The 19,080-nt window shown below is 71.2% G+C and carries 16 protein-coding genes; 9 read left to right on the forward strand and 7 right to left on the reverse strand.

What is annotated here, in order from left to right:
• Positions 1 to 63: 63 nt before the first annotated feature.
• The 3 genes from CRM89_RS28235 to CRM89_RS28245 form a co-directional block, all read right to left on the reverse strand.
• The gene (locus CRM89_RS28235; protein WP_098086694.1) at positions 64 to 1,677 is read right to left on the reverse strand and encodes an NAD(P)/FAD-dependent oxidoreductase; all 1,614 of its coding nucleotides are present in this window, start codon (positions 1,675 to 1,677) and stop codon (positions 64 to 66) included.
• A 102-nt stretch (positions 1,678 to 1,779) separates the two neighbouring features.
• Positions 1,780 to 2,220 carry a cupin domain-containing protein gene (locus CRM89_RS28240; RefSeq protein ID WP_098086695.1) on the reverse strand — a complete coding sequence of 147 codons (441 nt, stop codon included), beginning with the start codon at positions 2,218 to 2,220 and terminating at the stop codon, positions 1,780 to 1,782.
• A complete protein-coding gene (locus CRM89_RS28245; RefSeq protein ID WP_086846821.1) occupies positions 2,217 to 3,074 on the reverse strand; it encodes a fumarylacetoacetate hydrolase family protein in 858 nt (285 codons plus the stop codon). Before CRM89_RS28245 ends, CRM89_RS28240 begins: the two co-directional genes overlap by 4 nt.
• Positions 3,075 to 3,240: 166 nt before the next feature.
• Between CRM89_RS28245 and CRM89_RS28250 the strand changes: the two genes are divergently transcribed.
• Genes CRM89_RS28250 through CRM89_RS28265 form a run of 4 tightly spaced genes read left to right on the forward strand, consistent with a single transcriptional unit; the run spans position 3,241 to position 8,118 of the window.
• Positions 3,241 to 3,633 carry a RidA family protein gene (locus CRM89_RS28250; protein WP_011207772.1) on the forward strand — a complete coding sequence of 131 codons (393 nt, stop codon included), beginning with the start codon at positions 3,241 to 3,243 and terminating at the stop codon, positions 3,631 to 3,633.
• Between the two features lie 48 nt (positions 3,634 to 3,681).
• Complete coding sequence (locus CRM89_RS28255; protein WP_060592889.1) at positions 3,682 to 5,292, forward strand: AMP-binding protein; 1,611 nt, start codon at positions 3,682 to 3,684, stop codon at positions 5,290 to 5,292.
• Complete coding sequence (locus CRM89_RS28260) at positions 5,289 to 5,729, forward strand: thioesterase family protein (protein ID WP_060592888.1); 441 nt, start codon at positions 5,289 to 5,291, stop codon at positions 5,727 to 5,729. The genes CRM89_RS28255 and CRM89_RS28260 overlap by 4 nt, the downstream gene beginning before the upstream one ends.
• Positions 5,730 to 5,736: 7 nt before the next feature.
• A complete protein-coding gene (locus CRM89_RS28265; protein ID WP_098086696.1) occupies positions 5,737 to 8,118 on the forward strand; it encodes a bifunctional salicylyl-CoA 5-hydroxylase/oxidoreductase in 2,382 nt (793 codons plus the stop codon).
• A gap of 93 nt (positions 8,119 to 8,211) precedes the next feature.
• Here the strand turns inward: CRM89_RS28265 and CRM89_RS28270 are convergent, their stop codons facing one another.
• Positions 8,212 to 9,252 (reverse strand): AraC family transcriptional regulator, encoded by a 1,041-nt coding sequence (locus CRM89_RS28270; protein ID WP_060592886.1) that lies wholly within the window; start codon positions 9,250 to 9,252, stop codon positions 8,212 to 8,214.
• 301 nt (positions 9,253 to 9,553) lie between these two features.
• On the opposite strand from CRM89_RS28270, the gene CRM89_RS28275 reads away from it, so the two are divergent.
• Genes CRM89_RS28275 through CRM89_RS28285 form a run of 3 tightly spaced genes read left to right on the forward strand, consistent with a single transcriptional unit; the run spans position 9,554 to position 13,320 of the window.
• Positions 9,554 to 10,357 (forward strand): SDR family oxidoreductase, encoded by an 804-nt coding sequence (locus CRM89_RS28275; RefSeq protein ID WP_098086698.1) that lies wholly within the window; start codon positions 9,554 to 9,556, stop codon positions 10,355 to 10,357.
• 27 nt (positions 10,358 to 10,384) lie between these two features.
• Positions 10,385 to 11,614 (forward strand): styrene monooxygenase/indole monooxygenase family protein, encoded by a 1,230-nt coding sequence (locus CRM89_RS28280; protein WP_060592884.1) that lies wholly within the window; start codon positions 10,385 to 10,387, stop codon positions 11,612 to 11,614.
• A complete protein-coding gene (locus tag CRM89_RS28285; protein ID WP_098086699.1) occupies positions 11,611 to 13,320 on the forward strand; it encodes a flavin reductase in 1,710 nt (569 codons plus the stop codon). The genes CRM89_RS28280 and CRM89_RS28285 overlap by 4 nt, the downstream gene beginning before the upstream one ends.
• 411 nt (positions 13,321 to 13,731) lie before the next feature.
• Here CRM89_RS28285 and CRM89_RS28295 read toward each other — a convergent pair whose 3' ends face one another.
• Positions 13,732 to 14,601: a PaaX family transcriptional regulator C-terminal domain-containing protein gene (locus CRM89_RS28295; RefSeq protein ID WP_011207781.1), complete on the reverse strand. Its 870-nt coding sequence runs from the start codon at positions 14,599 to 14,601 to the stop codon at positions 13,732 to 13,734.
• A 161-nt stretch (positions 14,602 to 14,762) separates the two neighbouring features.
• Between CRM89_RS28295 and CRM89_RS28300 the strand changes: the two genes are divergently transcribed.
• Positions 14,763 to 15,713, forward strand: coding sequence for an acyl-CoA thioesterase II (locus CRM89_RS28300; protein WP_253805104.1), 951 nt, complete (start codon positions 14,763 to 14,765; stop codon positions 15,711 to 15,713).
• A gap of 47 nt (positions 15,714 to 15,760) precedes the next feature.
• Here CRM89_RS28300 and CRM89_RS28305 read toward each other — a convergent pair whose 3' ends face one another.
• Together CRM89_RS28305 and CRM89_RS28310 are read right to left on the reverse strand one after the other, a co-directional pair.
• A complete protein-coding gene (locus tag CRM89_RS28305; RefSeq protein WP_306663634.1) occupies positions 15,761 to 16,474 on the reverse strand; it encodes a methyltransferase domain-containing protein in 714 nt (237 codons plus the stop codon).
• Positions 16,475 to 16,672: 198 nt separating this feature from the next.
• Complete coding sequence (locus tag CRM89_RS28310; RefSeq protein ID WP_371392040.1) at positions 16,673 to 17,455, reverse strand: GTP pyrophosphokinase family protein; 783 nt, start codon at positions 17,453 to 17,455, stop codon at positions 16,673 to 16,675.
• Between the two features lie 116 nt (positions 17,456 to 17,571).
• Between CRM89_RS28310 and CRM89_RS28315 the strand changes: the two genes are divergently transcribed.
• The gene (locus CRM89_RS28315; RefSeq protein ID WP_098086702.1) at positions 17,572 to 19,032 is read left to right on the forward strand and encodes an MFS transporter; all 1,461 of its coding nucleotides are present in this window, start codon (positions 17,572 to 17,574) and stop codon (positions 19,030 to 19,032) included.
• Positions 19,033 to 19,080: the final 48 nt, after the last annotated feature.

Below are 19,080 nucleotides of genomic sequence, written 5' to 3' on the forward strand. Positions count from 1 at the left end.
TCTGGTGATCGGCGGGACGCCCGGCTATCCGCTCGGCGCGGCGGTTGTCCCGGGTGCGCGAAGTCAGCGCCGGCGCAGCCGGGCCAACGGTCCCGGCCGGGTGAGGGTGGTGGCGACCAGATGTCCGGAGCCGCCGCCGAGCCCGGGGCCGGGGTGGGTGGAGGCGCCGATCTGCCACAGCCCAGGCACCGGGGTGCGGTGCCTGCCGACCGAGCCCAGCGGCCGCCACAGGTAGCTCTGGTCGAGTTCGCCGGAGCCGCCGTACGGGTCGCCCGCGACCGCGTTGACGTTGTAGGCGGCCAGATCCGCCGGCGTCACCACGTCGACGGCGAGCACCTTGGCGCGCAGATCCGGCGCGTGCGCGGCGATCCGGTCCAGCACGCGGTCGGCGTACGCCGACGCCAGCTCTTTCGTCCATCCCGCGGCGGTGTCGAGGGCGCCCGCCGCGTCACCGCGCGGCGCGAAGGGCACCTCCTGGAGTTGCAGCCACAGCGCCGCCGCGCCCGCGGGCACCCGGTCCGGGTCCAGGACGTACTGCTGGCCCACCACGACCGTGGGCCGCCGCGGCAGCAGCCCGGCCTCGGCCTCGGCACAGGCGATGCCGGTGCTCGCCGATCCGTCCGACAGGTGCACCAGCGGAATCTCGGCCAGCCGCGGGTCGCGCCAGCCGAGCGGACCCGACAGCGCGACGTGGATCTGCATCTCGCCGCGGCCGTAGCGGAAGCGGGCGGCCTCCGCGCGCAGGTCCGCGTCGACGGCGGCGGCCGGGAGCAGGTCGCCGTAGAGCGCGGTCGGCGTCACCGAAGCGAGCACGGCCCGGCGGGCGCGGAAGGTCCTGCCGCCCGCGACGACGCCGGTCGCTCGCCCGGACTCGACCACGATCCGCTCGACCTCGGTGCCGGTCTCGATCCGCACGCCGAGCGCGCCGAGCAGTGACCGGAACGCCGCCACGAACTCGCCCGAGCCGCCCGCGACCACGGGCAGGCCTGCGGCGTGCAGGGTGGTGGCCAGCATCGGCACCATCAACCCGCCGGTGGCGTGGTCGGGCGCCAGCCCGGCGTGCAGCAGCCACGGCGCGAACAGGTGGTCGACCTCGGGGCCGCGGAAGTAGCGGCGGGTGTAGCCGCGCCCGCTGGTCAGCGCGTCGCGCAGCCACGTCTCGGTGCCGCGGCGGCCGTTGCCGCGCAGCAGGCCGGTCACCGGTCCCAGGACGGCGGGCGAGCGCAGTTCGGCGCCCATCAGCCCGCCGATCGCGGGCAGGTTCGCGGTCAGCCGCGCGACCATCTCCAGGTACGCGGCGCGGTCGCCGGCGTCGGTGAAGGCCGCGGCGGTGCGTTCCGGGTCGCGGTGCGCGGCCGTGACGGCGCCGTCGTCGCCGACGCTGGCGGTCACCCACCCGTCGGTGTTGCGGTAGGTCAGGCCGTGCTCGTGCAGCAGCTCGCCCAGGCCGGCGTAGGCCGCGCCGGTGACGAACAGCGGATGCCAGGAGGAGAAGGTGTCGTGCCGGTAGCCGGGCAGCGTGCGTTCCTCGGTGGCGATGAATCCGCCGATGTCGCTGTTGCGTTCGGCCACCAGCACCGACCATCCGGCGCGCGCGAGTTCCGCGGCGGCGACCAGCCCGTTGATCCCCGATCCGACGACGATCGCGTCGACCTCGGCCGATGTGTGTTCGCTCATGCCGCGCGACGGTAGGAGCGCGCGTGAGCCCGCGCTATCCACTGTGCGCGAGGGCTGTGCGGATAGCGCGGGGGAGCGGGCGGCGGTCCCGCGGCGACGGGTTCAGGCGCGGCGGTAGCCGGCCAGGATCGCGTCGTCCACGTCGGGCAGGTTGACCACGATGTTGTCGGGGGTGCGCGCGGTCAGCCACACCAGTTCCTCGGTGGTGCTCATGTTCACCTCGATGTGCGGCATGAACGGCGGCACGAACACGAAATCGCCCTCCTTCATGTCGACGTACTGCTGGTAGTCGGCGCCGAAGTAGATGCGCGCCACCCCCTTCAGCACGTAACCGCCGGTCTCCGCCTCGCCGTGGTGGTGCGGCAGCGACCGGTACCCGGGTTCGTTGGACACCCGGCCGTACCAGATCCTGGTGGCGGGGGTGTGCTGCGGGCTCACGCCCGACACCCGCACCGCGCCGCCGGACTGGGCGGTGTCGGTGTGCTCCTGCCCGGCCGGGGTGACGACGGGAACCGCGGTGGTGTCGAGGGTTTCGTTGCTCATCGGTCTTCCTTTCCGTCCCGCGGGGCGGGATCGTCTTCGGTGGGGAGGGTGATCCGGTTGCGGAGCAGCCCGATGCCTTCGATCTCGGTCTCCACCACGTCGCCGTCGCGCAGGTGCCGCGGCGGGTCGGCGGCCACCCCGACACCGCCCGGCGTGCCGGTGAGCACGACGTCGCCGGGGCGCAGGGTGGTGAAGGCGGAGATGTAGGACAGCAGCGCCCCCGGGTCGAACAGCAGGTCGTAGGTGGAGCCGCACTGCTCGACGACGCCGTTGACGCGGCAGGTGATGCGCAGGCCGTCGCCGGGATCGGCCTCGTCGGGGGTGACCAGGTCGGGGCCGAGGGGCGTGGTGGCGTCGAAGGCCTTGCCCTGCAACCACTGTGCGGTGCGGCGCTGCCAGGTGCGCACCGAGAAGTCGTTGGCGACCGTGTAACCGGCGATCCCGGCCCGTGCGGTCGCCCGGTCGGCGCGGCGCAGTTCGACCCCGACCACGACGGCCAGTTCCGCCTCCCAGTCCAGGCCGGCGTCGGCGGCGGCCATGCCGAGGGTGATGTCGGCGTCCCAGGCGGTGAGGGTGTCGGCGAATTTGGCGAACAGCGTGGGGAATTCGGGCTCCGCGCGGCCGAGTTCGGCGATGTGGGCGCGGTAGTTGTGGCCGCAGCAGACGATCTTGCGCGGCGCGGTGACCACCGGCGCCGAGCGGCCGGCGACCGGCTCGCCCGTCACCGCGGACCGCCAGTCGGGGCGGGCGAGCAGCGCGCCCACGTCGGGCGCGGCGGTGGGGTACCAGTGCCCGTCGCGGCGGATCTCCGCGTGGGAGCCGCCGTCGTCGGTGCGGACAGTTCGCAGGCGCATTGCTCGATGTACTCCAGAGGCTGGGGGCCGGGGCGATCCCCGCGGCGGTGGAACGCCGGAATATCGCGTTCTGTTGACGGTGGTGACAATAGCACTATAGTGTGGTCCGCACCACCCCTTCCCCCATGGCTCGCTGCTTCGTCGAGCCGGACCAGAGTGAGGCGACATGGCTGTCGAACGCATCAATCCCGCAACGCTGGCGAAGCCCTCCGGTTTCGCGCACGCCACCCGGCACCGCGGCATCGTGCATCTGGCCGGGCAGACGGCGATGGACGCCGACGGCAAGATCGTCGAGGGCGGCATCGTCGAGCAGTTCCGGCAGGCGATGACGAACATGCTGACCGCGCTGGCCGCGGCGGGTGGGCGCCCGCAGGATCTGGTGAGCGTGACGATCTACCTGCTCGACATTCCCGACTACCAGGCCAACGGCAAGGAGATCGGGCGCATCTGGCGGGAGCTGGCGGGCACCGAGTACCCGGCGATGACCGGCGTCGGCGTCACCGCGCTGTGGCAACCGGAGGCGCTCATCGAGATCCAGGCCGTCGCCGCGATCGACTGAGCGCGCGCGATCCCGTCTCCGATTCCCGTCTCGGAAAGGGCGGAAACCTTGCTCACTCCTTCAGCCCACATCGACACCTTCTGCCGGGACAACCTCCCGCCGCCGTCGCAGTGGCCGGAGTTCGTCTTCGACCTGCCCGCCCTGCGGTATCCGGAGCGGCTGAACTGCGCGAGCGTGCTGCTCGACGGCGCGGTGGACCGCCACGGCCGCGACCGTCCGTGCCTGTCCACCGCCGAATCCACCTGGAGCTACGGCGATCTGCTCGACACCGCCAACCGGATCGCGCGGGTGCTCACCGAGGACTTCGGCCTGGTTCCCGGTAACCGGGTGCTGCTGCGCTCGCCCAACACGCCCTGGCTGGTGGCCTGCTGGTTCGCCGTGGTCAAGGCGGGCGGCGTGGTCGTCACGACCATGCCGCTGCTGCGCGCGGCCGAACTGACCAAGCTGATCGACCTGACCCGCCCGGCCCTGGCGCTGTGCGATCACCGCCTCACCGCGGAACTGGCCTGCGCCGACCTGCCGGTCGTGCCGGTGGGCGGGCCGGGCGCCGAGGACCTCACCCGCCGCGCCGCCGCGAAGCCGCCGACCTTCACCGACGTCGCGACCGCCGCCGACGACGTGGTGTTGCTCGCGCCCACCTCGGGCACCACCGGGACTCCCAAGGCCACCATGCACTTCCACCGCGACGTGCTGGCCGTCGCCGACACCTTCGGCGCGCATGTGCTGCGCCCGCGCCCCGACGACGTGTTCATCGGCACCCCGCCGCTGGCGTTCACCTTCGGCCTCGGCGGGCTGGTGATCTTCCCGCTGCGGGTCGGTGCCTCGACGGTGCTGCTCGAGCGCGCCGACCCGGAGTCGCTGGTGGTGGCGATCGAGAAGTTCGCCGCCACCGTGCTGTTCACCGCACCCACGGCCTACAAGGCGCTGCTGAAGCGCGACGACCTGGACGGACTGCGCACGCTACGGCGATGTGTGTCGGCGGGAGAGCACCTGCCGGAGCCGGTGTTCACCGGCTTCCGTGAGCGGACCGGCATCTCGATCGTCAACGGCATCGGCGGCACCGAGCTGCTGCACATCTACATCTCCGCCGCCGACGCGGACATCCGGCCCGGTTCGCTGGGCCGCGCCGTGCCGGGCTTCCGGGTGGAGATCCAGGACGACGACGGCAACCCGGTCCCGGACGGCACCGCCGGTCTGCTTGCGGTCAAGGGCCCCACCGGCTGCCGCTACCTGGCCGACCCGCGCCAGCGGGACTACGTGCGCGGCGGCTGGAATCTGACCGGCGACACCTGCACCCGCGACGCCGACGGCTACCTCTGGTACCACGCGCGCAGCGACGACATGATCGTCTCCGCCGGCTACAACATCGGCGCGCCCGAGGTGGAGGCCGTGCTCGACCGGCACCCGGACGTGGCGGAGTGCGCGGTCGTCGGCGTGCCCGACGCGGACCGCGGCAACGTCGTGCACGCCGCCGTCGTGTTGCGCGCGGGCGTCGACGGCAGCGACGAGAAGGTCCGGGAACTCCAGGATTTCGTCAAGAGCACGGCCGCGCCCTACAAGTATCCGCGCAGCATCGTGTTCGTCACCGAGTTGCCGCGCAACCCCAGCGGCAAACTCCAGCGGTTCAAGGTGCGGGAACAGTGGAAGGCCGCACGATGAGCGGCGTCGTCGTCGAGCGCGTGGTGGACTGGCAGGACACCGACGCCGCCGGGCACTACCACCACAGCACCGTGATCCGCTGGGTGGAGGCGGCCGAAGCCGCCCTGCTGGACGGGCTCGGGCTGCGCGGGCTGTTCGGCAGCATCCCGCGGGTGCGTTTCGAGGTCGACTACCTGGACCGGCTGTGGTTCGGCGACACCGCCGCCATCGCGCTGTCGGTGGGCAGGCTCGGGCGCTCCTCGGTGCGCTACGACTTCCTCGTCACCCGGATTCCCCCGGATGCGCAGCCCCCGTCCCCGGCGGCGCGGGGTGCCTTGACCGCCGTGCACGCCCCCGACCCCGCCGCCCGTTCGCGGCCGTGGCCCACGGCGGTGGCCGCCGCGTTGCGCGGTACCCGGGCCGCCGACCCCAGAACCGATTACCCCCGACACCAGTGAGGCTTCGATGCGTATCGCCGTGATCGGCGGAGGGCCCGCGGGCCTGTACTTCTCCGCCCTGATGAAACAGCTCGACCCGAGCCACGAGATCACCATCTGGGAACGCAACGCTCCCGACGACACCTTCGGGTTCGGCGTGGTGTTCTCCGACGAGACCCTCGGCGGCATCGAGCACGCCGACGAGCAGATCTACCGTGGGATGAGCGAGCAGTTCGCGCGCTGGAGCGACATCGACATCCACTACCGCGGCCAGGTGCGCACCTCCGGTGGCCAGGGCTTCGCGGCGATGAGCCGCAAGGAACTGCTGCGGCTGCTGCAACGCCGCTGCACCGACCTCGGCGTCACCATCCACTTCCGCACCCCGGCCCCCGACGTCGAAGATCTCGCCGCCACCCACGATCTGGTGCTGGCCTCCGACGGCATCAACTCCGCGGTGCGCAGCACCTTCGCCGACGTGTTCGAACCGAGCCTGGATCCCCGGCGCAACAAGTACATGTGGCTGGGCACCGACCTGGTGTTCGAGGCGTTCGAGTTCTTCGTCAAACACACCCCGCACGGGATCATGCAGGTGCACGCCTACCCGTTCAGCGCGCAGCAGAGCACCTTCATCGTCGAGATGCACGAATCGGTCTGGCGCGAGGCCGGTTTCGCCGCCTTCGCCGACCGCGAGTTCGCGCCGGGGGAGAACGACGAGCAGTCCATCGCGCGGATCGCCGAGCTGTTCGCCGCCGAACTCGACGGACACCGGTTGCAGGCCAACAACTCCCGGTGGATCTCCTTCACCACCGTGCGCAACCGCACCTGGCGCCACGGCAACATCGTGCTCATCGGCGATGCCGCGCACACCGCGCACTTCTCCATCGGCTCGGGCACCAAGCTGGCGATGGAGGACGCCCTGGCACTGGCGGCCTGCCTGCACGAGAACGACTCGGTCGCCGCCGGCCTGGCCGCCTACGAGACCGAACGCAAACCGGTCGTGGAATCGGTGCAGCGCGCCGCACAGGCCAGCCTGGAGTGGTTCGAGTCCATCGCCCAGTACACCGACCAGCACCCCGACCAGTTCGCCTTCAACCTGCTCACCCGCAGCCGCCGGATCACCTACGACAACCTGCGGTTGCGCGACGACGGCTTCGTCGAGGCTATCGACGGCTGGTACCTGTCCACCCAGGACGCCGCCGCCGCGGCGCCGCGGCCGCCGATGTTCTACCCGTTGCGGCTCAAGGACGTCGAACTGCCCAATCGCATCCTGGTCTCGCCGATGGACATGTACTCCGCCGTCGACGGGGTGCCCACCGACTTCCATCTGGTGCACCTGGGCAGCAAGGCGCTCGGCGGCGCCGGCCTGGTGATGACCGAGATGGTGTGCGTGTCCCCGGAGGGGCGCATCACCCCCGGCTGCGCCGGGCTCTACACACCGGAGCAGGAGCGGGCCTGGGCCAGGGTGGTCGATTTCGTGCACGGCCACACGCGCGCGAAGATCGGTGTGCAGCTCGGACATTCGGGTCGCAAGGGCGCGACCAAGGTGATGTGGGAGGGCATCGACGACCCACTCGAGTCCGGCGGCTGGGAGACCGTCGGACCCTCGGCCATCCCCTACGGTCCGGCCAGCCGCACCCCGCGGGAGATCACCCGCGCGGAGATGGACCGGGTCACCCGCGAATTCGCCGACGCCGCCGCGGCCGCCGCTCGCGCCGGATTCGACCTGCTCGAGCTGCACTGCGCGCACGGCTACCTGCTCTCGGCGTTCCTCTCACCGCTGGCCAACCGGCGCACCGACGAGTACGGCGGCAGCCTGGACAATCGGCTGCGGTTCCCGCTACGGGTGTTCGACGCGGTCAAGCAGGTCTGGCCCGCGGACCGGCCGCTGTCGGTGCGCATCTCGGCCACCGACTGGGCCGAGGGCGGCAACACCGTCGACGACGCGGTCGAGATCGCGCGCGCCTTCGCCGCCCACGGGGTCGACGTGCTGCACGTCTCCTCGGGGCAGGTGGTCAAGCACGAGAAGCCCGCCTACGGCCGCAGCTACCAGACGCCCTTCGCCGATCGCATCCGCCAGGAGGTCGGGGTGCCGCACGGCGTGGCCGTCGTCGCCGTCGGCGCCATCTCCTCCCACGACGACGTCAACTCGGTCCTGCTGGCCGGTCGCGCCGACCTCGTCGCCATCGGCCGCGCGCACCTGTGGGATCCGCAGTGGACCCTGCACGCGGCGGTGGAACAGGGCTATCGCGGCGAGGCCGCCGAATGGCCCGCGCCCTTCCGCGCGGGCAACCGGAAACCACCCACCGGTCGCACCGACGGCCCACCGCCGCGCCTGGAACTGATCCGCGCGACGGGCACGTCCGCACCGCGGCGGCGGTGGACGCCCGCGCGGGTGACGGCCGCGGTCTGAGACCCGAACGTGCCCGGGAGCCACGCTCCCGGGCACGTGGTCGTTCCGGGGTCGGCGGCGGACCGGTCGCCGAGCCGACGAGGGCGCGCCGGGTCAGCAGGCGGCCGCGGTCTGCGCTGCGCCGTCGGTGGCCAATCGCAGTGTCTGCGAGGGTGATTCGCCGAAACGGTCCCGGTAGAGCACCGAGAAGCGGCCCGGGTGCAGGAAACCCCAGCGAATCGCGATGTCGGTGACCGTGGTCAGGGTGGGGTCGGCTTGGAGCAGGTCGGTGCGCACGCGGCGCAGTCGCACATCGCGCAGGAACGCCATCGGGGTGGTGTTGTAGTAGCGGCGGAAACCGTCCTGCAGGGTACGGGTGCCGATGCCGACCGCGTCGGCGATGTCGTCGACGGTCAGCGGTTCGTGGGCGTGCGCCTCGATCAGTTCGGCCGCCCTGGCGATCGGCCGGGACACCACGGGCTGTGGTTTGCGGTCGAGTTCGTCGCGATAGTTGTGCGGCTGGCCCAGGATCAGCTGGCTGACCAGCAGCCCTTCGAACTCCTGCACCGCGATGGAGGTGGGTGCGGCCGCGCGGTCGATGGCGTCGACCAACAGGGTGAGCAGTCCGCGCCAGGTCCGGTTGGCCGGGGTGGTGAGATCCATGCGGGGGTCGAACACCAGCGGCGCGGCGGGCTCGCGGCCGAGTTTCTTGCGCACCGCGTCGTGCACCGTGGCGCGGTCCAGGCGCAGCAGCAGCTGCCGATTGGCGCCCTCCCACGCCATCGACACCCGGTCGCCCGGCTCGAGCACCGAGGCGACCTCGGGGGTGGAGACGAAACTGCGCGAGCCGACCGTGATCGCGGCGTGGCCCTCGAGCGGAACCTGGATGAGGTAGAAGTCGTCGAGGTCGCGCGGGTCGATACGCACGTCGGTGCCGTATTCGAGGTAGTAGACGCCGGCGGTGTCCCAACGGACGCCGTGGAAGTGTGCGTCCAGGGCGATGTCGCGGCGCAGCGGCGAGAGCCGGTGATCGCAGAACGCGGTGCCGACGGCCGAACGGACGAGGTCGGGATCGCCGGAAGTGGTGAGCTGGTGCCGGGCCAGCGGCCGGTCCTCGTACTGCAACGGCTCCTCCACGGGAATGGTCCAACGCATGACGATTCGATGACCATCGTCACAAACGCGCATTACCATTGTGTTCCACGCCGAGGTCCGGCGTGTCAAGAATCGCGAAATCGATGCCGTCGCGCGGGCGGAACCGTCCGTGACTCGCAGGACAGTCTGCCGTGACCGGGGTCACACTGTCCAGTCCGTCGCCGCGACCGTCGTCATCCGGGCCGCAGACTCGTGCGCGATCGACAGAGTTCGGACAACTCCCGCGCTCCGCGGATAGCTGCCCGCCCGCGGCGTCCCTACCGTGACAGCCCTCACCGGAACCAGCGTCTCGGAGGGCGTGATGCCACAGTCCAGCTCACTAGCGAACAAGACCGCGATCGTCACCGGCGGTGCCACCCTGTTCGGCGCCGCGGTCGTCGAGGAACTCGTGGCCGCGGGCGCGCGCGTCGTGCTCGCCGACCTCGACGACGCCGCGGGGCCGCAGGTCGCCCAGCGCACCGGTGCCACCTTCGTGCACACCGACGTCACCGACGACGATTCCATCGCCCGGTGCGTGGCCACCGCCGTCGAGCGCTTCGGCTCGCTCGACGTGCTGGTCAACCTGGCCTGCTCCTACGGCGACGACGGCGCCGACACCGACCGGGCGACCTGGCTGCGCACCCTCGACGTCAACCTGGTCGGCGCGGTCGTCTTCGCCGCGGCGGCCCGCCCGCACCTGGCCCGCGCCGGCGGCGCGGTGATCAACCTCAGCTCGATCTCGGCCAAGGTCGCCCAGGCCGGCCGCTGGGTCTACCCGGCGAGCAAGGCCGCGATCGTGCAGGTCACCCGCAGCATGGCCACCGACTACGCGGGCGACGGCATCCGGGTGAACTCGGTCAGCCCGGGATGGACCTGGTCGAAGATCATGGACGACCTCTCCGGCGGCGACCGCGCGCACACCGACGCCGTCGCCGCGCCGTTCCACGTGCTCGGCCGCGTCGGCGACCCGCACGAGGTCGGCCGCGTGATCGCCTTCCTCGCCTCCGACGCCGCCTCCTTCGTCACCGGCGCCGACTGGGCCGTCGACGGCGGCTACTCCGCGCTCGGCCCGGAGCAGGCGGTGCCCGCCATCCCCCGACTCGCCGCGGTCGACGCGACCGCCTAGCCCATCCGCTCGAAAGGAACCACACCGATGCCTTCCATCACCATCGTCGGCGCAGGACAATCCGGCCTGCAGCTCGGATTCGGGCTGCTCGCGGCCGGTTACGAGGTCCGCATGGTCTCCAACCGCACCCCGGAGCAGATCCACCAGGGGCGGGTCACCTCGAGCCAGTGCATGTTCGGCTCCTCGCTGGCGCGCGAACGCGTGCTCGGCATCGACTTCTGGGGCAGCGAATGCCCCGACGTCGAAGGCATCGGCTTCACCGTGCCCGACGGCGCGGGCGGGCGAGCCATCTCCTGGGACTCGCGGCTCGACCTGCCCGCCCAGTCGGTGGACCAGCGGGTGAAGATGCCGCGCTGGATGGCCGAATTCACCGCGCGCGGCGGCGTTCTCGACATCCACGACGCGACCGTCGACGACCTGGAGGACTACGCGCGCTCGAGCGATCTGGTGCTGGTCGCCGCGGGCAAGGGCGAGATCGCCAAGTTGTTCGACCGCGACGCCGAACGCTCCACCTTCGCCACCCCGCAGCGCGCGCTCGCGCTCACCTACGTGCGCGGCATGACACCGCGCGAGCCGTTCTCCGCGGTGTCGTTCAACATGATTCCCGGCATCGGCGAGTACTTCGTGTTCCCGGCGCTGACCACCACCGGTCCCTGCGAGATCATGGTCATGGAGGGCGTGCCGGGCGGCCCGATGGACTGCTTCGACGGCGTCACCGACCCGCAGCAGCATCTCGAGCTCGCGCTCGGCGTCGTGCGCACCTACCTGCCGTGGGAGGCCGAACGGTGCCGCGAGCTGGAACTCACCGACGACCTCGGCGTGCTGGCCGGGCGCTTCCCGCCCACCGTGCGCCGCCCGGTCGGCGTGCTGCCCTCCGGCGCGACCGTGCTCGGCATGGCCGATGTGGTGGTGCTCAACGACCCCGTGACCGGCCAGGGCTCCAACAACGCCGCCAAGTGCGCCTCGTCGTACCTGGCCAGCATCCTCGAACACGGCGACCGCCCCTTCGACCGGGCGTTCATGCAGGACACCTTCGAGCGGTACTGGGATTACGCCCGCTACGTCGCCACCTGGACCAACGCGCTGCTCGTGCCGCCGCCGGAGCACGTACTGCGACTGCTCGGGGCGGCCGGCGCCAATCCGCGCATCGCGCGTCGCTTCGCCAACGGCTTCGACGACCCGCGCGACTTCTTCCACTGGTTCATGGACCCCGACAGCGCGAAGTCGTATCTGGACGACCTCGCCGTGGCGGCATGAGCGCGCAGCGGCGGATCGCGATCGTCGGCGCCGGTCAGGCGGGCGCCCTGGTGGCGCTGGGGCTGCGCAGGCACGGCTGCGCGGTCACCCTGATCGGCGACCGCGATCCCGACCAGGTGCGCGCGGGCGGGGTGCTGTCGAGCCAGTGCCTGTTCGGGTCGGCGGTGCGGGTGCTCGACCGCCTCGTCGACGGCGGCCTCGCCGCACCGCCCATCGACCGGCTGGCGCTGACCGTCGACGGGGTCGGCACGGTGGTCTCGGGATTCGACGCACCGGCGCAATCGGTCGATCAACGGGTGGCCTGTGCCGCGCTGATCGAGGACTTCGTCGCCGCGGGCGGCGACTTCCGGGTCGCCGACATCGACCCGGCCGGTCTCGATGTCCTTGCCGGACACCATGATCTGACCATCGTGGCGACCGGCACCGGTGACCTGGGCCGGATGTTCGTGCGCGACGCGGTCCGCTCGCCCTACGACCGCCCGCAGCGGGCGCTGGCCGTCGCCTACGTGCACGGCCTGCTGCCCGACGAGACCGGCGCGGAGCTGACGATCACCGTCGCGCCGGGGGTGGGGGAGCTGATCACCCTGCCCGCCCTGACCACCACCGGGCCGTGCTCGATCCTGGTCTTCGAAGGCGTGCCGGGCGGGCCGATGGACCGCTTCGAGGACGTCACCGGGCCCGAGGAACACCTGCGCCGCTGCCAGAAGGTGCTCGAGGAGGTGTTCCCCGCCGTCGCCGCCCGCGCCCGGTCCGTGGAACTCACCGACGAGGGCGCCGTGCTGCGCGGCAGGCTCACCCCGACCGTGCGCAAGCCCGTCGCCTACACCGCCTCCGGCCATCCGGTGCTCGGCCTCGCCGACGCGGTGGTGCTCAACGACCCGGTCACCGCCCAGGGCGCCAACAACGCCGTGCACGCCGCCGGCAGCTATCTCGACGCGGTGCTGCACCGCGGTGCGCGGCCGTTCGACGCCGAGTGGATGCACGAGACCTTCGAGTCGTTCTGGCGCAGCTGGGGGCGCTGGTCGGTGGCCTGGACCAACCGGGTGCTGGCCGGCCTGCCCGCCCACGTGGTCGACCTCGTCCCGGTGGCGGCGCAGGAGCCCGCGGTGGCGGCGCTGTTCGCCGCCGGCTTCGACGACCCCAGCACGCTGCACGACTGGTGGTTCGACCCCGGCGACGCCGAGCGGATGCTCGCGGCCGTGCGCGCCGCCGACCGTTCCGTCGACCCGCGCGCCCTGCGCAACGCCTTCGGCCAGTACGCCACCGGCGTCACGGTGGTCACCACCCGTGCGCCGGACGGCCGCAAGATCGGCGTCACCGCCAATTCGTTCACCTCGGTGTCGCTCGATCCGCCGCTGATCGCGTGGTGCCCGGCGAAGAAGGCGCCGAGCCTGCCCGACCTCATCGCCGCCAGCCACTTCGCGGTGAACGTGCTCGCCGCGGATCAGCACGAGCTGTCCCGGCAGTTCGCCACCCCGGCGCCGGACAAGTTCGCCGACGTCGCCTACCGCGACGGCATCGCCGGTGTGCCGCTGCTCGATCGCAGCATCGCGCGCTTCCAGTGCCGCACGGTGCAGCGGGTGGAGGCGGGCGACCACATCATCTTCATCGGCGAGGTCGAGCACTTCGACACCAGCGACGGCGCGCCCCTGGTGTTCCACTCCGGCGGCTATCGCATCGCCGCCGACCATCCCGACTTCGCCTGAACCGACCGCGCCGGCGTGATCCGGCCGAAAGGACCGCCGCCACGGGCACCTACATCGCTGTCGTGCAATCCGCCGGCGAACGCTTCGCCGCCGACCCGGCCGCACTTCGCCGTCACCGTCGTCGCGCTGCGGGCCAGGGACAACCAGGCCGGTGGCGTCGGCCTGCGTGCCCTGTCCCGCTTCTACGCCCACCATTTCGCGCACAGCGATCCCGCCGACACCGAGGCCATCCCGATCTCGCGGATGATCGGCGCCGACCGCATCGTCGCGGAGCAGTTGTCCTGCTTCACCCACGACCGCGAGATCGACTGGATGCTGCCCGGTGTCGCGCCGACCGCCCGCTATGGGGAGGTGCCGCTGGTGGCGATCGTGACCGGAGGCCGAATCGGTCCACCGGCGAAGGCGAACCGATCAGCTGACCTGGGGGCGTTTGCCGTGGATCACCGCGAGCGCGTGCTTGTGGGCCAGCGGGTTGAGCACCTCGTTGAGCTGATCGAACAGCGTGCCCGCGGCTTCGCCCTGCCAGGCGGGCGGCAGCAGCGACAGCGGGATGCCCGGGTCGCGGTAGGGCAGCCGTCGCCACTGCGTGAGCATCGGCACGTAGAGCTGGAAAGCCTCACGCGCGGTGACGGTTTCGCTGGTCACCCGATACAGCACCGGCCGGTACTGCTGGAGGAACTCGGTGTAGAGCGCGGTGAGCTCGTCCAGATCCCACCAGGTGGTGACCTTCTCCCGCGGGTCGCCGAAGCCGAGGTGCCTGCCGCGGAAAAGGTCGACGTAGGAGGACAATCCGCGGCGCTGCAAGGTCTGCTCGGTCTCGCGCACCAGGTTTCCGGGCGCCACCCACACCCCCGGGGCCGCGGTGCCGAAACCCAGGCGGGTCAACGTGGTTCGCAGGGAATGCCGCTTCTCGCGCTCGGTTTCGGGCACCGAGAACACCACGACCACCCAGCCGTCGTCCTCGGTGGCGCGGGTGCGGTGGAAGATGCGGATGTCGCCTTCGGCGATCACCTCCAGTGTCTGCGGGGCGAGCGAGTAGCCCGCCGCGCCCCCGTGCCGCTCGCTCACGAGCACACCGCGGCGCTTGAGCCGGGAGATGGAGGAACGGACGGCCTGGCCCTCCGCGCCGAGGTCGGCCATCAGCGCGACCACCGACGCGACGGAGAGCCAGTTGCCTTCCGCACGGGCGCACAGGCCGAAGATCGTGATGATGAACTGGGCGAGGCGAGTGTCCCGGCCGCCTGCCGTACCCGCGCCGGTCGGTTCGAGCTCAGCCGTCATGCCTGCACCATACGTCACCGCCGGTCCGGCCACGAAGCGCGATGGTAGGGCTCGCCGAGACAACGCCGGTGGCCTGCTGACCTGCGGATCCCCACGGGAGAACGGCGGAAATATGTCAACTGCAAGACTTTCGTCACATATACGCTATATTCAGGCGACCGGTGGATGTCCCACCGGAGTCCGAGACGTTCGACCGGCTGGAGCAGCTGATGACCGACACCATGACGACCTCGGGGATCTTCACCGCCGCCATCACCCTCACCCCGGCGCACCCCGAACACTTCGACCTCGCCTTCACCGCCACCACCCAGCCCTGCCCGTGGCCCAAGGCCTACGGCGGGGACCTGGTCGCCCAGGCCGCGGTCGCGGCGATGCGTTCGGTCACCGACGCCAAGGCCATGCACTCCATGCACAGTTACTTCCTGCGCCCGGCCGACATCGGCGCCGACGTGCGCTACGAAGTCGAGATCCTGCGCGACGGCCGCGGCTACAGCACCCGCCAGGTCCGCGGCTACCAGAACGGCAAACCCATCTACGTCGGCCTGGCCAACTTCGCCGCGGGCGAACCCGGCGGCAGCTACGCCGCCACCCTCACCGAGACCGTCCCCGACCCCGGCAGCCTGCCCAGCTCGGCCGACTACCTGCGCGACCGCAGCGGCGGTTCGATGACCGAGGAGTCCAAGGCGTACTGGTCGGCGGGCCGCAGCTTCGACATGCGGCACGTCCCCGGCCCGGTCTACCTGGAGATCGACGGCGAGCGCACCCCGCACCAGGCCGTCTGGGTGAAGCCGTTCGATCCGCTGCGGCCCGTCGACGGCCTGCGCGCGGACCAGCGCGACCTCGCCGCCCTCGCCTACGTCTGCGACTACACCATCCTCGAACCGACCCTGCGCGTGCTCGGCCTGCCCTGGGCCGATCCCGCCCTGGTCACCGCCAGCCTCGACCACGCCATGTGGTTCCACCGCCAGGGCCCCGTCGACGACTGGCTGCTCTATGTCCAGGACGCCGTCGCCGCCGACGACGGCCGCGGCCTCAACGCAGGCCGCTTCTTCACCCGCGACGGCCGCCACCTGGCCACCGTCCTGCAGGAAGGCATGATCCGCACGCGCTGAGGTGGACCGAGGTGGGCCCAGTCCGTCTCCGCCCCAGCGTCTTCGGCTCAGTCGAAGAACCGCGCCAGATGCTCGGGGTCCGGCGTGACCGGGCTCCCGCGGTTCTCCAGATCCGCGAAGATGCTCGCACCGTCACACCCCGCGTGCAGCGGATACCACGCCGGATCCCGCGTGCAGATCCCCTTGAACGTCTGCACATCCAGCAGCCGCAGATGCGTCGGATCGGCCACCGCGTTCACATAACGCCACCACGGCGACAGCACGTGCAGGATTCCGCCCGGCCGCAGCACCCGGCGGCACTCGTCCACCAGCGGTAGGAAATCCGCCAGGTGCTCGAGCACGTGCACCGCGAACACCCGGTCGAAGGACGCGTCGTCGAACGGCAGCCCGCCCCGCAGATCCGCCACCACGTCGACCCCCGGCACCGGACGCACATCCACCCCCACGTTCCCCGGATACTGCTTGGTCTCCCCACACCCCACATCCAGGATCCGCGGCTCCCGCCCCGCCACCCGCACCCGATCCCACACCGCCAGCACCCCCGCCAGCCCCCCGATCAACCCGCGCGCGGTCCGCAGCTCCGCCGCATCGGCCACCTCCCCGGTCAGATGCGCGACCCCACCCCGGAACTCGACCCGCAAGTCCAGCCCCCGCAGCCGCTCGTCATACCCCACCATGTCCCGAACCACGGCCTCCAAGTGCCGATCACACAGATCCATCCGTCGCGGAGACAGTTCCTGCACAGGAGCGGTCATAGTCATGCCGATGCCCTACCCGGCCGATCCACGGACAAACGTGGGGTAGCGCCGATGGCCGGGCACCGGACGACGATGCCGAAACCCGAAGACGGCCGGACCAACCCGTCTCCCGCCGTGCACCGGCGGTCCGCTCGCGCAGTGATCAGGCCGCCCTCGATCAGTGCCATCTCGGCTGGGGCGTCGGCTGGAGCAGCGGGGATGTCACCAGTGATTCGTTCGCCGGTGGGCGGAATTCTCGGCGGCCAGGCTGTTGTACAACATGCCGAGATCCAGCGAATCCAACGGCCCGCTGCGGGCGGGCGCACCCCGATCCACCTGCCGGTGCAACGCCTCCATCTTCGCGTCGAGTTGGGTGGCCACCTCGGCGGCCTGCGCCAGGTCGCTGCGCAGGTTCGGGGGTACCTCGCCGCGGTACTTGTAGTAGATCTTGTGTTCCAGGCTGGCCCAGAAATCCATGGCAATGGTGCGGATCTGGATTTCGACCGGCATGCGTTCGGTGCGGTCGGACCGGAACACCGGGATCGAGACGATCAGGTGCAGGCTCTGGTAGCCGTTGGGTTTGCGGTGGGTGATGTAGTCGCGTTCCTCGAGCAGGGTGATGTCCTCCTGGCTCACCAGCATGTCCCTGATCGTGGTGATGTCGGAGATGAAGCTGCACACGACGCGGACCCCGGCGATGTCGAGCACGTTCTCCCGGATGGCGGCCAGGTTCATCGGGTAGTTCTTGCGCTGCACCTTCTCCAGGACGCTCTCCACGGACTTGAGCCGGGAGCGGACGTGCTCGATCGGGTTGTACTCGTGCTTGCTGTTGAAGTCCTCGCGAAGGATGTTGATCTTGGTGGTGATCTCGTCGATGGCGAACTTGTAGCCGAGCATGAAGTCGACGAACTGTTCGCGCAGCACGCGGAGGTCCTCGAGGTCGGCCGGGCCCGGGCCGACGGTCGCGCCGTCGTGGGTGGTCATTGCTGCGGGCCAGGGCTTCATCGAGTCCATTGTGCCCGTGCCGGGAGTTTGCCCGCCACCGTGGGGTGATACACCGATGCCCGGTGAGCAGGACGGTCCCCTCGACGCCGCCGCGGCCGTGGGTAGGGTGCGCAAGCGTGAGCCTCATCGCCGACAGACCCGCAGGATCGCCGGCGGAGTCTCGGCGGATTCCGCGTCCCGCGGTCCTGGTCGCGGCGCTCGGCACGGTCGGCATCGTCGTTTCGCTGATGCAGACCCTGGTCATCCCGATCGTCCCGCTGCTGCCCGGCCTGCTCGGCACCGACGCCACCAATGCCTCCTGGGTGGTCACCGCGACGTTGCTGGCCGGGGCGGTGGCGATGCCGATCAGCGGCAGGCTCGGCGACATGTTCGGCAAGCGGCGCATGGTGCTGGTGAGCCTGCTGATGCTGGTGACCGGTTCCCTGGTCTGCGCGCTGGCCTCCTCGCTCGCCCCGGTGATCGTCGGTCGCGTCCTGCAGGGCTTCGCCACCGGCGCGATCGCGCTCGGCATCAGCATCATGCGCGACGAACTGCCGCCGGAGCGGGTCGGCTCCGCGATCGCGTCGATGAGCGCGACCTTCGGTGTCGGCAGCGCGGTCGGCCTGCCGCTGGCCGCGGTGATCGCCCAGCACGCGCACTGGCACGTGCTGTTCTGGACCTCGGCCGGGCTCGGCGCGGTCTGCGCGGTACTGGTGTTCACGCTGGTACCGGAATCACCGGTGCGCACGCCCGCCCGGTTCGACTACCTCGGCGCGGTCGGCCTGTCGGTCACCCTGGTCGCCCTGCTCGTCGTGATCACCAAGGGCACCGCGTGGGGCTGGTCGAGCAGGCGCGTCCTCGGCCTGTCCGCGCTGGCCGCGGTCGCGGCACTGCTCTGGGGCTGGTACGAACTGCGCCGCACCGCTCCACTGGTCGACCTGCGCGTCTCGGCACGCCCGCGCGTGCTGCTCACCAACCTCGCCTCGATCGCGGTCGGTTTCGCCCTCTACGGCATGTCGCTGACCTTCCCGCAACTGCTCCTGGCACCGACCGCGACCGGCCACGGCTTCGGCCTCTCGATGATCGAGGCCGGCCTCGCGCTCGCCCCGACAGGCCTGCTGATGATGCTGCTCTCCCCAGTGTCCGCCCGCGTCACCGCCGCCCGCGGCCCCAAGCTGACCCTCGCCCTGGGCGCGTCGGTGCTCGGCCTCGGCTACCTGAGCGCAACCCTGTGGACGGGCGCGGTGTGGCAGATCGTCCTCGCCGCCTGCACCGTCGCCGCCGGTGTCGGCCTGGCCTACTCCGCCATGCCCGCCCTCATCATGGGCGCCGTGCCGGTCACCGAAACCGCCGCGGCCAACGGATTGAACGCCCTGATGCGCGCCATCGGCACCTCCACCTCGGCCGCGGTCATGAGCGCGGTGTTGGCGAACCTGACAGTCGGCGTCGCAGGGGATCGGCTGCCCTCGCGCGAGGGATTCGTCGTGGCGTTTCTCGTCTCCGGCGCCGCGGCGGTGCTGGCGGTCCTCATCACGGTGTTCATCCCGGCGAAGAGAACAGCCGACGCCGCCACGACGCTCGGTGCAGAGTCCGGTTAGCCGGGACCGGTCGGACGATCACCATCGGGGCGGCCGGTCGGCCTGGAG

The organism is Nocardia sp. FDAARGOS_372 (genome assembly GCF_002554515.1).
GTDB classification, from domain to species: Bacteria; Actinomycetota; Actinomycetes; order Mycobacteriales; family Mycobacteriaceae; genus Nocardia; species Nocardia farcinica.